General features: G+C 63.5%; 11 protein-coding genes and 1 tRNA gene. 4 read left to right on the forward strand and 8 right to left on the reverse strand.

The features are described 5' to 3' along the window. Window position 1: 1 nt before the first annotated feature. The 7 genes from AWB83_RS00755 to cysS all read right to left on the reverse strand — a co-directional run bounded on the left by AWB83_RS00755 (window position 2) and on the right by cysS (window position 10,379). Window positions 2-3,088: a TrlF family AAA-like ATPase gene (locus AWB83_RS00755; protein WP_087042342.1), complete on the reverse strand. Its 3,087-nt coding sequence runs from the start codon at window positions 3,086-3,088 to the stop codon at window positions 2-4. A 377-nt stretch (window positions 3,089-3,465) separates the two neighbouring features. After that, window positions 3,466-3,558, reverse strand: a tRNA-Ser gene (locus AWB83_RS00760). A 182-nt stretch (window positions 3,559-3,740) separates the two neighbouring features. Then, window positions 3,741-4,991 (reverse strand): aspartate kinase, encoded by a 1,251-nt coding sequence (locus tag AWB83_RS00765; protein ID WP_087042343.1) that lies wholly within the window; start codon window positions 4,989-4,991, stop codon window positions 3,741-3,743. Window positions 4,992-5,312: 321 nt separating this feature from the next. Continuing rightward, window positions 5,313-6,740, reverse strand: a complete 1,428-nt coding sequence (gene tilS, locus AWB83_RS00770) for a tRNA lysidine(34) synthetase TilS (RefSeq protein WP_087042344.1) — start codon at window positions 6,738-6,740, stop codon at window positions 5,313-5,315. 29 nt (window positions 6,741-6,769) lie between these two features. Beyond that, window positions 6,770-7,741, reverse strand: a complete 972-nt coding sequence (locus tag AWB83_RS00775) for an acetyl-CoA carboxylase carboxyltransferase subunit alpha (RefSeq protein WP_087042345.1) — start codon at window positions 7,739-7,741, stop codon at window positions 6,770-6,772. A 140-nt stretch (window positions 7,742-7,881) separates the two neighbouring features. Next, on the reverse strand, window positions 7,882-8,934 hold the full coding sequence (locus AWB83_RS00780; protein WP_087042563.1) for an endonuclease III domain-containing protein: 1,053 nt from the start codon (window positions 8,932-8,934) through the stop codon (window positions 7,882-7,884). Between the two features lie 47 nt (window positions 8,935-8,981). Next, window positions 8,982-10,379, reverse strand: a complete 1,398-nt coding sequence (cysS, locus tag AWB83_RS00785; RefSeq protein WP_087042346.1) for a cysteine--tRNA ligase — start codon at window positions 10,377-10,379, stop codon at window positions 8,982-8,984. Between the two features lie 489 nt (window positions 10,380-10,868). Between cysS and AWB83_RS00790 the strand changes: the two genes are divergently transcribed. From AWB83_RS00790 to AWB83_RS00805, 4 genes are all read left to right on the forward strand, one after another. Next, window positions 10,869-11,669, forward strand: coding sequence for a tetratricopeptide repeat protein (locus AWB83_RS00790; RefSeq protein WP_244197528.1), 801 nt, complete (start codon window positions 10,869-10,871; stop codon window positions 11,667-11,669). A gap of 111 nt (window positions 11,670-11,780) precedes the next feature. Then, on the forward strand, window positions 11,781-12,362 hold the full coding sequence (locus AWB83_RS00795; protein WP_087042347.1) for a peptidylprolyl isomerase: 582 nt from the start codon (window positions 11,781-11,783) through the stop codon (window positions 12,360-12,362). Between the two features lie 82 nt (window positions 12,363-12,444). After that, a complete protein-coding gene (locus AWB83_RS00800) occupies window positions 12,445-12,936 on the forward strand; it encodes a peptidylprolyl isomerase (protein WP_087042348.1) in 492 nt (163 codons plus the stop codon). 13 nt (window positions 12,937-12,949) lie between these two features. Beyond that, window positions 12,950-13,750: a UDP-2,3-diacylglucosamine diphosphatase gene (locus AWB83_RS00805; protein WP_087042349.1), complete on the forward strand. Its 801-nt coding sequence runs from the start codon at window positions 12,950-12,952 to the stop codon at window positions 13,748-13,750. A 42-nt stretch (window positions 13,751-13,792) separates the two neighbouring features. On the opposite strand, the gene cysE is transcribed toward AWB83_RS00805, so the two are convergent. Then, entirely contained in the window at window positions 13,793-14,590 is a 798-nt protein-coding gene (gene cysE, locus AWB83_RS00810) for a serine O-acetyltransferase (protein WP_087042350.1), read from the reverse strand. Window positions 14,591-14,631 lie beyond the last annotated feature (41 nt).

The raw sequence follows: 14,631 nt of genomic DNA on the forward strand, positions 1-14,631 counted from the left end.
GTTAGTGATATTTGATCCGCCGATTATTGAATGCCGGCTTCGTACCCTCCAGCACGTCCACCACGCGGCGGTTGATCGACGGATTCTCGATGGAGCCTCCTGCGTATGAGATCCTTGGCCCGCCCTTTCGATCAAAGCTGCACCAGATCACCTGCTCCGCGTCGCATACCACCGCAAGGTTCGGATTGTGCGTCACCATGATGATCTGCCTGCGCGTCTTGGCTTCGGTAAGCACAGGCACAAGCAGGCCGACGATCGTCTCGTTATCGAGATTCTCTTCCGGTTGATCCAGGATGATCGGGTTCCGCCCTTTGTCAACGAGCAGGTAGAAGATAAGCAGCAGCGCGCCGCGCTGCCCTGGCGACAATTGCTCGATCTTGGTGTTCTGAAAAAGGAGAGAGTAACGTGGCTCGAGAAACGACAGCCCGAACAGCAAGTCATATACGTCAGTGGCTGACTTGTCCTTGCGCAGCATGCCTCCAATACCGACGGACGCTTTCGCGCTGTTCCCCGAAGCGGCTGCGACGATCTTGTCGTGAAGTGCGGCCACAAAATTAACGGTATCGCTGCGTTGATTGAAGTCATACTGTTCTGCCAGCTTGCGGACAACCCCGAAGCTTTCGTCATCGCCGCCTCGAAACTCGCCTGCATTTTGCTTGATCAGCACAAACAGGTCTTCCGATAGCAGATCAATTGACCCACCGAGCGTTGCCTGGAACTGCAGCTTGTACTCGTCCCGGATGAGACGGTTGCCCTGAATCAGGTCCTGCACCGGCTTAAACAACCGCTCACGTGCCTTCCGCTGCGCCTCGAGCACATCGAAGATTTCGCCTGTTAGCCCTTCCCGTGTCGCACGATAGCCGTTCAGCACACCCGGCAGTTCATCTAGCTGCGTGATCCTTGCCCGCAAGCCTTCCAGCGTATCAGGCGCGTCGGCTGAGCCGACCAGCTCGGCCAGTTTGACATTCCAGTTTTCGATCGCCCTCAGATTTTGCTGGTGGAGAAGCTGTGGCGCGTCGAGCTTCGCCTGAAGGCTGGCCTGCTCCTTCAACAACGCCTCTTTGCTCGTAACGTCAGCGTCGACCGACTGACCAAGCTTTGCCTGCGCATTCGCTACGTGCGTCTCGACGTCGTCTAACGGCTCGGACATGACGGAGAACGTCACAAGATCGTGCGCCTTCAGGCCCATCGTGACAAGATCAACGGTCGTATCATCCACAAACTGCTTGTAGGCACGCTCAAGGAGTCGCAGGTGCTCCCTCGTATTTTGTGCCGCCTTGGACTTGCCGGCGAGTTGCGACCGGGTCGCGGCTGCCTGAGTTGCACGCTCGTCGAGGCTTCGGAGCTTTTCGGAGACCGCAGCCAGGGCGGCTGTCGCGGCTTGCTGCTCGGGCGACAACTCATCGCTAGGCGCAGCGACCGGAGCCGGCTTGATCTTGTCGTGCTCCTCTATCTGCCGGGTCTTGAGTGCGAGCAATTCCTCCAAGGTTCGCCTCACCTGCGCCTGAAGTTGCTCTTCGCAGGCGGTGATCCGCTGGTTGACCCCACGAAGCTCTTTGCGAAGCTCGTTAAGCTGGGAACGAAACGTTCTTTCCTGCTGTTCCACAAGCTGATCGAAATCGAGCGCCCCCAGCCGAATGGAGTCATCGGCATGCGAGAAGATTACGGCGCGCAATTCCTTTTCGAAGGCATCGGAACGGCCGGACACGTGTGCGTTGCAGAGCTCCTCGAAGTGGCCTTGCGGGATATACCGCACCATTTCCACCTTATCTGGTGGCGGGTTTTCATTGAGATTGCGATGTTCGCTATTGCCGTCGAGCCACGACAGCGTACCAACGAAATGCCTTGCGGGGTCGCCCGACTTGCCCCGGAAGCGTTCCTTCTTGAGAAAAGAGAAGTGCGCCGTCTGACGCGAATTTCCGAGCAAGGCCAGCACGTCCGCGAGCGCACTCTTGCCGCTTCCCTTGTTCCCGATGATCGCGACCAAGTCGGGGTTCAGTGGCAGCTTGATCCCATCAAGCCAGTTTCCGACGGCACTGGTGCCGTCCGCCTTGCGGACCTCTACGGCATCGATGAAGTACGTTTTGTTGGCGTCGATCTCTTCCCGTTTAGGAGGACGCTCACCAACGTAGGACCGCTTTGATGGCTCCAGGATCGCTTGCTGCAGCCCCTGAAAGGTGGGATCGGCCTTGATCCAGGTCGCCTTTCCGGACGGGTAATCGCCATAGCCCCGTCGATCGTTGTCGCCTTTAATGCCCACAAAGCAGTGCGCATCACTTCCGGACACAACCAGCCGGGGAACGTGATTCAAACCCGCCTGAAAATTCTTGAAGAACTTCGTATTGCCCAGCGTTTCCTCGCCGACAAACGCGTCGCGAAGATCGCGATTCCTGGACTCAAAAATCGGCGAGCTCTGAAAAAGGCCAAGGAAATAGGCGTAGTGGTCCTGCCATTTGACTTCGCCGAGTCCATCACTCGTATCGTACGGCATAAACCCAATGGCATTTCCGTTCGGCACCTGCCTGATCGCCTTCTTGTAGGATTCGCAATTGATTTCAGCGATCGTCGATCCAGCACGCAAGGCGGTTGCATCGTCCTTATCGACTTGGGTTTTGTCAAAGCCGTGATGCTTGAGCTTGTCGGCACCGACTTGGCGCGCCAACGCGACGAGCGCCGCATCGGACAAGGGGCGCTCGACTAGCTCTATTTTCAGGGCCGATTTGAAATCATGGAGCGACTGGTCATCGATCTCGTTCGAGAACAGAACGTGCGCATTGAGCCGACAATTGGTGGGTGCCGCCAACCGCAGCTCAATGCCAGGGAAGACCGTTTTCTCCAGCGTCGGAGCATCGGACTCCTTCAATCGTCGACGAAGCGCAAACCAGCCGTCGAAAGTCCAGTAATCCATGAGTGCGAACACCGCCGGTTCGGCCGTATTCAGCACCTTAATCATCTCATCGACGAGGGTCCGATTGGAAGCAGACGTAGGATCGGAATCAAACCGCTTACCCTTCCAATGAAACGACGCTGGTGTGTGAATATGCAGGTCCCACTGCCGCCACTCTGAACCACGTTCGTACTTGGTCATCCGCGCCCCCGTTCCTTATGAACCGCGTTCCGTTCTTTTGCCCTCGACCGCGATTATCACTGGTTTTCGGTTCGCCCGGATGGGTGCCCGCAAACGGCCGCAGCCTTAACGCGCTCTCAGACGGTCCATCATCTACCGCCACAAGGGTTTTCATCGCCACCTGGCGGTTTCGAACCTGCGTCGGCGCCAGGCCGGCGAGGGCGCGCCAAGAGACTCTCCACCTTAGGGTATTCTTACTTTCTGGAACCATGGAGGTCCGCTGGATTCCGGTGGGAATCCGCTTTCCAAGCACCGATCGTTTTGATAGTCGGTTTGCGAGTCGCCAGAAAACAAAAACCCCGTGAAGCCTAGACTTCACGGGGTTTCGCCGCCATTGCTGGCGGAGACGGAGGGATTCGAACCCTCGATCCAGTTTTTAGCCAGATGCTCCCTTAGCAGGGGAGTGCCTTCGACCACTCGGCCACGTCTCCCAAACTTTTCGTTACGCCGGGAGTGCAGCGCAACGAGATCGAGATAATAGCGTGTTCGCACGCGGCGGTCAAATTCGCATGACGATTTTTTTGAATTCGTCGATGCCGAAACGCCGCCCAGGCGACCACGAAGCACAAAGGCGCGAAGGCCCGCGAGCCTTCACGCCCGTGTCATACGACAGTTACGCCCGATCCAGCTCGAACGCCTTGTGGAGTGCGCGCACGGCGAGCTCGGTGTACTTCTCGTCGATCAGCACCGAAATCTTGATTTCGGAGGTCGAGATCATCTGGATGTTGATGCCCTCTTCCGACAGCGTGCGGAACATCGTGCTCGCGATGCCCACGTGTGAGCGCATGCCGACGCCCACCACCGACACCTTCGACACCTTCGGGTCGCCCAGCACGGTTTCCGCCTGCACGTGGCCCTTCACCTGGTTGTTCAGGATTTCGAGCGCACGCTGGTAGTCGCCGCGGCCTACCGTGAACGTGAAGTCGGTCTTGCCGTTCACGCTCTGATTCTGAATGATCATGTCGATGTCGATGTTCGCATCGGCGACCGGTCCGAGAATCTGATACGCGACGCCCGGCTTGTCGGGCACGCCCATGACCGCGATGCGCGCTTCGTCGCGCTGGAACGCGATGCCAGAAATCACTGCTTTTTCCATGTTCTCGTCTTCTTCAAAAGTAATCAGGGTGCCCGAGTGCATCTCGTCTTCGAGCGGCATCAGCGGATCGGTCAGGCTGGAGAGCACGCGCGTCTTCACCTGATACTTGCCGGCGAATTCCACCGAGCGGATCTGCAGCACCTTGGAGCCGAGGCTCGCCATCTCCAGCATTTCCTCGAAGGTCACGCGATCGAGCCGGCGCGCTTCTTCCACCACGCGCGGGTCGGTCGTGTAGACGCCGTCGACGTCGGTGTAGATCAGGCACTCGTCCGCGTTCATCGCCGCCGCGATCGCAACCGCCGAGGTGTCCGAGCCGCCGCGGCCGAGCGTCGCGATATGGCCCTCGGGATCGACACCCTGGAAACCCGTGATGACCACGACCTTGCCCGCATCGAGGTCCTTGAGCACGCGCTCGCCGTCGATTTCGCTGATGCGCGCCTTGGTGAATGCGCTGTCCGTCTTGATCGGCACTTGCCAGCCGGCGTAGCTCACGGCGTCGAGGCCTTCGGCGTGCAGCGCGATGGCGAGAAGCCCCACGCTCACCTGCTCGCCGGTGGAGGCAATCATGTCGAGTTCGCGCGGGTCCGGATCGGCCTTGATGTCTTTCGCGAGACCGAGCAGGCGATTCGTTTCGCCGGACATCGCCGAGGGCACGACGACCATCTTGTGGCCGGCCCGGTGCCATTTGGCGACGCGCTTGGCGACGTTCTTGATGCGCTCGACCGAGCCCATCGAAGTGCCGCCGTATTTGTGTACGATGAGTGCCATTGTCGTTTTGAACTGGAGGGAAAACAGCGCTTCACGCGCTCAATGCACGGCGCTGAAACTCGCGCTCGATCGCTTCGGGGGATGTTGAAGCCAGTACGATACGCGGGCGATGCCGCACGCCCGTCGCGCGCTCGCATGGATGCTTATATGCGTCGCTGCGGGCGAAATCGAGTCTTTTGAACGGAGATGCCGCGCAAAAACGCGCTTGGGCGAAAACGAGTTACCGTACCCGATCGAGGCTGAAATTACAAGATGGAGCGCCGGTCACGGCGATTTTACCGGCTTCGGCGCCGAGCTTCCCGAAACGGCCTTCGGCCACGTTCAAGTCAACAGCAGATCCGGCCGCCACGAGATGCGGCGCAACGGACCGTGCTCCGCGCTGGGCGCCGCTTCCCGGTTCACCCCGAGGTGCGGCACGAACAGCAGCGCCCCGCCGATGAAAAGCAGCGGAACGTCGCGTTTCCACGCCGGCACGCCGCGCTCCTGAAACAGGTTCTTGAGCGTGCGGCTCGGCGCCTGCGCCGCCACGCGCATGCGCTCGCCGCCCGAACGCGAGCGGGCGACGAGCGGCGCCGCGCGCAGCACGCCCTCGCCGACCACGTCGTCGGCGGGCGAAGTGACCGGTTCGAACACGAACGAGCCGCGCCAGTGCGGCAGACGCCAGACTTCCTCGCCCTGCCACTGCAGTTCCACCGCGGCCCTGGGCGCGGATGCGCCTTCGTCGAGATCGGGCGCGTCGCCGCTGTCGCCCGGCTCCCAGAACAGCGCGTTGCGATAGGCGCGCAGGCAATGCCCGGCGTGATCGACGCGCAACGCGTGACCGTCGCGCGCGCCGGCCGCATCGCGCAACTGACGCAGCATGTCGGCGATCCGCGCGGTCGATGCCGCCTGCAATCCGCACGAACGAATCCAGTGCCGCACGAGGTTGATCGCCCGTTCGTCGTCGAGCGCGAGCAGCGCGTCGAGCTTGAGCGCGCCTTCCTCGCCGGCGCTTTCGACGCGTTCCAGATCGATGCGCGCGAGCTGATCCAGCAGCCGCTGCGCCGACGCCGCGTGCGATGCCGTGCGCGCGAGCGCATCGCGAAAACCGGGGAAATGCACGGCGAGCACGGGCAGCACGTCATGCCGCAGCGCGTTGCGCGAATAGCGCGTGTCGGCGTTGGATTCGTCGTCGATCCAGCTCAGGTCGCGCTCGTGCGCGTATTGCTCGAGTTGCGCGCGCAACAGCCGCAAGAGCGGCCGCAGACGCGGCACCGCGCCGTCCGCCCGCTGCGGCGCCATCGCCGCGAGGCCCGCCACGCCGGCGCCGCGCAGCAATTGCAGCAGCACTGTTTCGGCCTGATCGTCGGCGTGATGCGCGATCAGCAGCGCGCTTGCGCCGTGCTCGTCGCAGAGCGCGTCGAGCGCCCGATAACGCGCCTCGCGCGCCGCCGCTTCGAGGCTCTCGCCGCCCGAGCGCGCGACATCCACATGACGCTCCGCGTAACGCACGTCGAGCGACGCAGCAATGCTTTCGCAATGCGCGGCCCACGCGTTCGCATTCGGACTCAGGCCGTGATGAACGTGCAGCGCGACGACGCGCGGCGCGCCGAAACAACGGACGGCCGCATCGAGCAGAACGGTGGAGTCGAGTCCGCCGCTCAGTGCGACGGCGAGGAGAGATTCGGCGGGAAGATTCGCATCCGAAACTGCCGCGCGCACCGCCTCGAGCACGAGGCGGCCGGCCGGGGTTTCGTTATCGGAAATCACGAGAGATCGTGAGACGAAAGAGGGCGGGATTACACGCCCGGGATCGATTCCTTGAACTTGCCGTAGGCCATCAGCTTGTCGAAGCGACGCTCGCGCAAGTCGTTCACGCTCATGCCCTGGAACTGGCGCAGCGAATCGGCGAGCGCGCGGCGCAGGAGCGCGGCCATGCCCTTCGAATCGCGATGCGCGCCGCCGAGCGGCTCGTTCACGATCTTGTCGATGAGACCGAGCGCCTTCAGGCGATGCGCCGTGAGACCTAGCGCCTCGGCCGCTTCCGGCGCCTTCGCCGCGCTCTTCCAGAGAATCGATGCGCAGCCTTCCGGCGAGATGACCGAGTAGGTGGAGAACTGCAGCATCATCACGACGTCGGCGACGGCGATCGCCAGCGCCCCGCCCGAGCCGCCTTCGCCGATGATCGTCGTGATGATCGGCGTCTTCAGCTCCGCCATCACGTACAGATTGCGGCCGATGGCTTCCGATTGCCCGCGCTCTTCCGCGCCGATGCCGGGATACGCGCCCGGCGTATCGACGAAGGTGAAGATCGGCAGGCTGAACTTCTCGGCGAGGCGCATCAGGCGCTCCGCCTTGCGATAGCCTTCCGGACGCGGCATGCCGAAGTTGCGCAGCGCGCGCTCTTTCGTGTCGCGGCCCTTCTGATGGCCGATCACCATGCACGGCTGACCGTTGAAGCGCGCGAAACCACCGACGATCGCGAGGTCGTCGGCGAAGGCGCGGTCGCCATGCAATTCGTGGAAATCGGTGAACAGCTCGTTCACGTAGTCGAGCGTATACGGACGCTGTGGGTGACGCGCGATTTGCGAAACCTGCCACGGCGACAGGTTCGCGTAGAGATCCTTCGTGAGTTGCTGGCTCTTCTTCGACAGCCGCTCGATTTCTTCCGAAATATCGACGGCCGAATCGTCCTGAACGAAGCGGAGTTCTTCGATCTTCGCTTCGAGTTCAGCGATCGGCTGCTCGAAATCCAGAAACGTGGTCTTCATGTGTTCGAGTCCTAGAACATCGGGCAGCGCGTATTCTAACCGCGTCCGTCCCTCAAAAATTCGCGCGGGAACTATCGATTATAAAGCAACGATAGTTCGCCCCTCCGCGCCTTGCATGCGCGTGCTTGCGCGCGGGTATCTCAGTGATCTGCCGGGATCGGATTGAGGCTGCGCCACATGTACCAGGTCGCGACCGTGCGCCATGGCTCCCAGTTCGCCGCCACTTCGCGCGCCTCGCTGCGCGTGACCGGCTCGCCGCTGAAGTAGTTGACGCTGATCGCCTGGATCAGGCCGAGATCGTCGAGCGGCAGCACGTCCGGGCGCGACAGGTTGAAGATGAGGAACATCTCCGCCGTCCATCTGCCGATGCCGCGGATCTGCGTGAGCTCGGCGATCACGGCTTCGTCGTCCATCGACGTCCAGGCGTCGACGTGCAGCGCGCCCGATTCGAAATGCTGCGCGAGATCCAGGATGTACTCGGCCTTGCGCCTGGACAGGCCGCACGCCTGCAGCTTCTCGTGACCGAGGCCGATGAACTGCGCCGGATGAATTTCCGGGCACGCCCCCTTCACGCGTTCCCAGATGGCTTGCGCCGCCTTCACGGAAATCTGCTGACCGGCCACCGAGCGCGCGAGCGTCGAGAACGGATCGCCCAGATTGACGAGGTGGATCTCGCCGAACTTCGGAATCAGCTTCTTGAGGATGCGGTCGCGCTTCATGAGGTCGGCGCAGGCGCGGTCCCAGTAGTCGGGACGAACGACTTCGCGCGTGAGTCCGCCGACCTGGACCGGCACCGCCGCGTCGGACGTGACGACGCGCGACTTGCGGACGACTTCGCCCTCGCGCGTATCCGACACGAGCGACTGCGCGTTCGCGCCATCGCCCGCGACCGCGCGTCCGTTGCCTTTCGCGGGAGACGCTTCGGCCTCTTCCGTGCCCGCCTTCAATGCGCGCGCGGCGCCGTTCAGGCGCACCGCCTTCTCCGGCTTCGCGGCCTTGAGCGCGGCGCTTCGGGTCGGCGCGCCGCCGATGCCCGCACGCTTGACCGCGGACTTGCGGCCGCTCGCCGCGCCGGCGCCATCGATCTTCTGCGTGTTCGTTTTCATTTGCGCGGCGCGCGTTCTCTTCGTTGCGCCCGACGCATCGCTAACAGACGCGGGTCGTTTGACCGGCGTCTTCCTGGCCGTTGCCATCATGCCTCCTGCCTGGTGAGTCGATCAGAGGGTTCGAAGGGCCGCGCTCAGACGCGACGCCATTCGGTCGACCCACCCGGTTTGTCTTCAAGCGCAATCCCGGCTTCGAGCAGCTCAGCGCGAATCCGGTCTGCTTCGGCATAGTTCTTCGCCTGCTTAGCGGCGACGCGCGCGGCGATCTTCGCTTCGATCTCGTGCGGAGCGAGCCCCTGCTCCGCACCCGTACCGCCCGCCTGCTGCAGGAAGGCGCGCGGCTCGCGCCCGAGCAGGCCGAGCACGCCGGCGAGACCCTTCAGCTGGCGAGCAAGCGCGGGATCGCGCGTGCGGTTCACTTCGCTTGCGAGATCGAACAGCACCGACACGGCCACCGGCGTGTTGAAGTCGTCGTTCATCGCAGACTGGAAACGCTGCGCGTTCGCCTCGTTCCAGTCAAGTTGCTGATTGTCCGGCTCGACATCCTTCAACGCCGTATATAGGCGAGTGAGTCCGTTCTTCGCATCGTCGATATGCACATCGCTGTAGTTCAGCGGCGAACGATAGTGTGCTCGTGCAATAAAGAAGCGCACCACCTCGGCATCAAATTTTTCCAGGACCTCGCGGATCGTAAAGAAGTTGCCGAGCGACTTGGACATCTTCTCGTTGTCGATCTGCACGTAGCCGTTGTGCATCCAGTAGTTCACGAAGGTCTTGCCGGTCGCGCCCTCGCTCTGCGCGATCTCGTTCTCGTGATGCGGGAACTGCAGGTCCTGGCCGCCGCCGTGAATGTCGAAGTGCTCGCCGAGCAGGGTGCAGCTCATCGCGGAACATTCGATGTGCCAGCCGGGACGCCCGCGGCCCCACTTCGAGTCCCAGCCGGAGTCGGCGGGCTCGTCGGCCTTCGCCTGCTTCCACAGGACGAAGTCGAGCGGATCTTCCTTCGCGTCGTTCGCGGCGACGCGCTCGCCCGCGCGCAGGTCTTCGATCGACTTGCCGGAGAGCATGCCGTAGTCCGCGAACTTGCGCACCGCGTAGTTCACGTCGCCGTCCTTCGCCTGATACGCGTAGCCGTTCGCCTGCAATGCATCGATCATGCCGAGCATCTGCGGGATGAAGTCGGTCGCGCGCGGTTCGATATCCGGACGCGCGACGCCGAGCGCATCGGCGTCCTCGTGCATGGCATCGATGAAACGATGCGTGAGCGACTTGATCGGCTCGTTGTTCTCGACCGCGCGGCGGATGATCTTGTCGTCGATGTCCGTGATGTTGCGCACGTACGTGACCTTGTAGCCGAGCGTACGCAGCCATCGCTGCACGATGTCGAACACCACCATCACGCGCGCATGACCGATGTGACAATAGTCATACACCGTCATTCCGCAGACATACATGCGTACTTCGCCGGCTTGGCGCGGCGTGAAGGTTTGCTTGTCACGGGCGAGCGTGTTGTAGATGCGCAGCGAATTCATAGAAGGCGAAACGTAGACCGGAATCAACCGTGTGCCGGCGGCAGCCGATGTGGGCGATGCGTGCGGAAGCAAAAGAGACGCACACGCGAGCGCGAACACGACGGTCATGCGACCAGGACGGAGACGGCCACGGGTGGCAAAAGACAGTCTGGCGCCGACGCCGCATGCACTGCTCGCAAGAATCAGGCAAGCGAGGCAAGCGCAAGACACGTGCGCGGGACGTGCAGACCTTTTGTTAGAATGGGTCGGAGTATAACACCGGGACTTGAGCCTATGAAATCTCCAGGCGGCCGCGCAGCGGGCATTGCAAGCCGCGTTCCGGGCCGGGCGGAAAGCCTGGTGGGACAGCGCGCCGCGGCGGTCATTTCAACGCGTGTTCCGGTCCGTGCGTCGAAGCTCTCGTCGACTCTTTCGCCGCTTTTCCGGCTTCCTTCGCTGCATCATTCATTGAATCGATTCCAAGTGACTCATCGCCCAGCGCGCACGCCTCTGCAACTCTCCTGCCGGCTCGCTCCCCGGACCTTCAGCACATTCGCCGCCCGCACGCTCGCGATCGCGGCCATCGGCGCGGCCGCATGGCTCGGCGCGTCGACCGCGGCGCTCGCGCAGACCTCGCCCGCCAAGCGCGACGACACCCCGCAGGCCGACGCGGCCATCGCGAACAAGGACTGGAGCGCGGCGCTCAAGGAGCTCGATGCGCGCATCGCGAGCAATCCGCGCGACGCGCAGGCGAAGTTCAAGCGCGCCACCGTGCTCGCGCGCCTGAACCGCGACGACGAAGCGATCGCCGCGTTCACCGAGCTCACGCAGGCGTATCCCGAGCTGCCCGAGCCGTACAACAATCTCGCCGCGCTCTATGCGAAGAAGGGCCGCTACGAGGATGCGCGCGTCGCGCTCGAAACCGCGGTCAAGGCGAACCCCGGCTACGCGCTCGCCTACGACAACCTCGGCGATCTCTATCTGCGTCTCGCGAGCGAATCGTACAAGCGCGCGCAGACGCTCGGCTCGAAGAGCCCGCTCACGAGCCAGCGGCTCGCCGCGATTCAGAACATCTATACGCCCCCGCCGAAGAAGCGCGCGAGCGCGGCAGCGGCGGCGTCCGACGCGGCAGCCGCATCCGGCGCGCGCGGCGCGACGGCTCCGCGGACGGCCGCGGACGAGTGGGCGCCGGCATCCGGCACCGGCGGCGCCACGTCGACGATGCCCGCGCCCGACGCGTACTCGCCATTCGGCGGCCCGAGCGGCCCGCTGCCGACGGCGCCGTACGTCGCGCCGAACGCGCAGCCGTAAGCGCACGAGCTTGCGCGCGCGGTAAGCTGTCGCCTCGCTTCACCGTTTTCCGCGCGCGCTCGCCCCTTCGCGGTTGACTCTTTGCAATCACCACACGAGGATCGATCCTTCATGAAATTCCTGATGTTGGCGCTCTCCGGCGCCGCCCTGATCGCGAGCGCGCCGGCGTTTGCACAGCCGAACGCGCAGGCCGCGCACCCGAGCGTGCTCTTCAAGACCACGCAGGGCGACATCAAGGTCGAGCTGTATCCCGAGAAGGCGCCGAAGACGGTCGCGAACTTTCTCGACTACGTGAAATCCGGCCAGTACAGCGGCACGATCTTCCATCGCGTGATTCCGGGCTTCATGATCCAGGGCGGCGGCTATAGCACGAGCTTCGCCGAGAAGCCGACGCGCGCGCCGATCCCGCTGGAGAGCAAGAACGGCCTGAAGAATGCCGCGGGCACGATCGCGATGGCGCGCACGAGCGACCCGAACTCGGCCACCGCCCAGTTCTTCATCAATACGGTCGATAATGCGGGTCTCGACTATCCGAACCCGGACGGCAACGGCTATGCCGTGTTCGGCAAGGTCGTCTCGGGCATGGACGTCGTGAAGAAGATCGAGGGAAGCCCGACCACCACGCGCGGCCCGATGCAGGACGTTCCGCAGAAGCCGGCCGTGATCGAGTCGGCCACCGTGGTCTCGCAGTAATACGAAGCGCCCTTCACGCCGTGAACATGAACGCGCACGCGTCGCGTCACGGCTCAACCAGACACATTGGAGAGAACACATCATGGTCGAACTGCATACGAACCACGGCGTCATCAAGCTCGAACTGGACGCCGAGAAGGCGCCGAAGACCGTCGAAAACTTCCTCAACTACGTGAAGAAGGGTCATTACGACAACACCGTGTTCCACCGCGTGATCGACGGCTTCATGATCCAGGGCGGCGGCTTCGAGCCGGGCATGAAGCAGAGGCCGACCGATGCGCCGGTCAACAACGAAGCCAACAACGGCCTGAAGAACGACGCCGGCACGATCGCGATGGCGCGCACCAACGATCCGCATTCGGCGACCGCGCAGTTCTTCATCAACGTGAAGGACAACGACTTCCTGAACCACTCGTCGCCGACGCCGCAGGGCTGGGGCTACACCGTGTTCGGCCGTGTCGTCGACGGCATGGACGTGGTCGAGAAGATCAAGAAGGTCAAGACGGGCTCGAAGGGCTTCCATCAGGACGTGCCGGTCGACGACGTGGTGATCGAGAAGGCCGTCGTGGTCTGATCGCGGTCATTGCATGATCGATACGAAAACTTCTTTCGATCGCGAAGCAGCGGGCGCAGCGCAACGCGCGCGCCCGCTGTTTTTCATTTCCGACCTGCACCTCTCCGAGGCGCTTCCGAACACGGTCACCGCGTTCGAGCATTTCATCGAGGTCACGGCGAACGAGGCGGATTCCGTCTTCATTCTCGGCGACCTGTTCGAATTCTGGATCGGCGACGACATCCTCGACGCACCCTCGACGGACGCGCGCGCCGGCTTCGCGCGCCGCATGGCGCGGCTGATGCACACGCTCTCCGAGCGCGGCATCGGCCTGTACGTGATGCACGGCAATCGCGACTTCCTGCTGGGCCCGCGCTTCATGAAGGACGCGGGCGCCATGCTCCTGCCCGATCCGTTCGTGATCACCGGCTTCGGCAAGCGCATCGTGCTCGCGCACGGCGACGGCCTGTGCACGGCGGATCGCGCCTATCAGCACTTCCGACGGCTCGCGCGCAACCGGTTCGCGCAGCGGCTCTTTCTCGCGCTGCCGCTCGACACACGCCTCGCGATCGGCCAGCGCATGCGCACCAAGAGCGCGGGCGCGCGCATGACGGGCCTGTCGTCGAAATACGACGTGACGAAGAAAGCCGTGGCCGAGCTCTTCATCGGCAGCCACACGCACACGCTGATTCACGGCCACACGCACCGGCCGGCGATGCATCGCGAGGTCGAAGGCGTGCGCTGGGTCCTGCCCGACTGGGAGCTGGACCACGGCACGCCGCGCGGCGGCTATCTGCGCCTCGACGAAACCGGCCTGCACGCGCTGCCGCTGTAACGCCCTGCGCTTTAACGCGTCAACGCTTCAACGCTTCAACGCTTAGCGCCCGACCGACGCGGCCCGCTCCTCCGTCTTGCCGTCCATCGACGTGCACAGGCGCTTGAGATCGACGAGCGCGGCGCCGTCCACGCCATTGAGCGCCTCCACGCGCGCCCCGAGCCGCTCGAGCGCCGCGACGATGTCGTCGATGCGCTGCGTCTGGGTCGACGCGTGATCGATCAGGCCGTGGATCGCGAGCGACACCGGATCGTCCGCGTTCGGCGTGATGCCGTAGGCGCAGAAGCCGCTCTTCGCCGGCTCGCCGGTCTTTTTCTTCTCGACGGCGGGCATCACGATGCGCGCCGGATTGCCGACCGCCGTGCCGCCCGCCGGCACGGGCTTCACGACCACCGCATTCGAGCCGATCTTCGCCTCCGCGCCGACCGTGAAGCCGCCTAGCACCTTCGCGCCCGCGCCGACGATCACGCCGCGCTCGAGCGTTGGATGGCGCTTCGCGCCGCGCGTGAGCGACGTGCCGCCGAGCGTCACGCCCTGATAGATCGTGCAGTCGTCGCCGATTTCGGCCGTCTCGCCGATCACCACGCCCATGCCGTGATCGATGAACACGCGCCGCCCGAGCGTCGCGCCCGGATGGATTTCGATGCCGGTCAGAAAGCGCGCCAGTTGCGACACGAAGCGCGCGAGCCAGCGCCATTGCCCGCGCCAGCACGCGTGCGCGAAGCGGTGCAGCTGAATCGCGTGCAGGCCCGGATAACAGGTGACGACTTCCCAGGCGCTGCGGGCGGCGGGATCGCGCTCGCGGATGGCGGCGATGTCTTCGCGAAGTCGGTCGAACATGGCGATGTCTCGAATGGGGAAAGGGGCGCGCGCCGTTCCGT

The sequence above is a fragment of the Caballeronia ptereochthonis genome, from assembly GCF_001545075.1.
Lineage (GTDB): Bacteria > Pseudomonadota > Gammaproteobacteria > Burkholderiales > Burkholderiaceae > Caballeronia > Caballeronia ptereochthonis.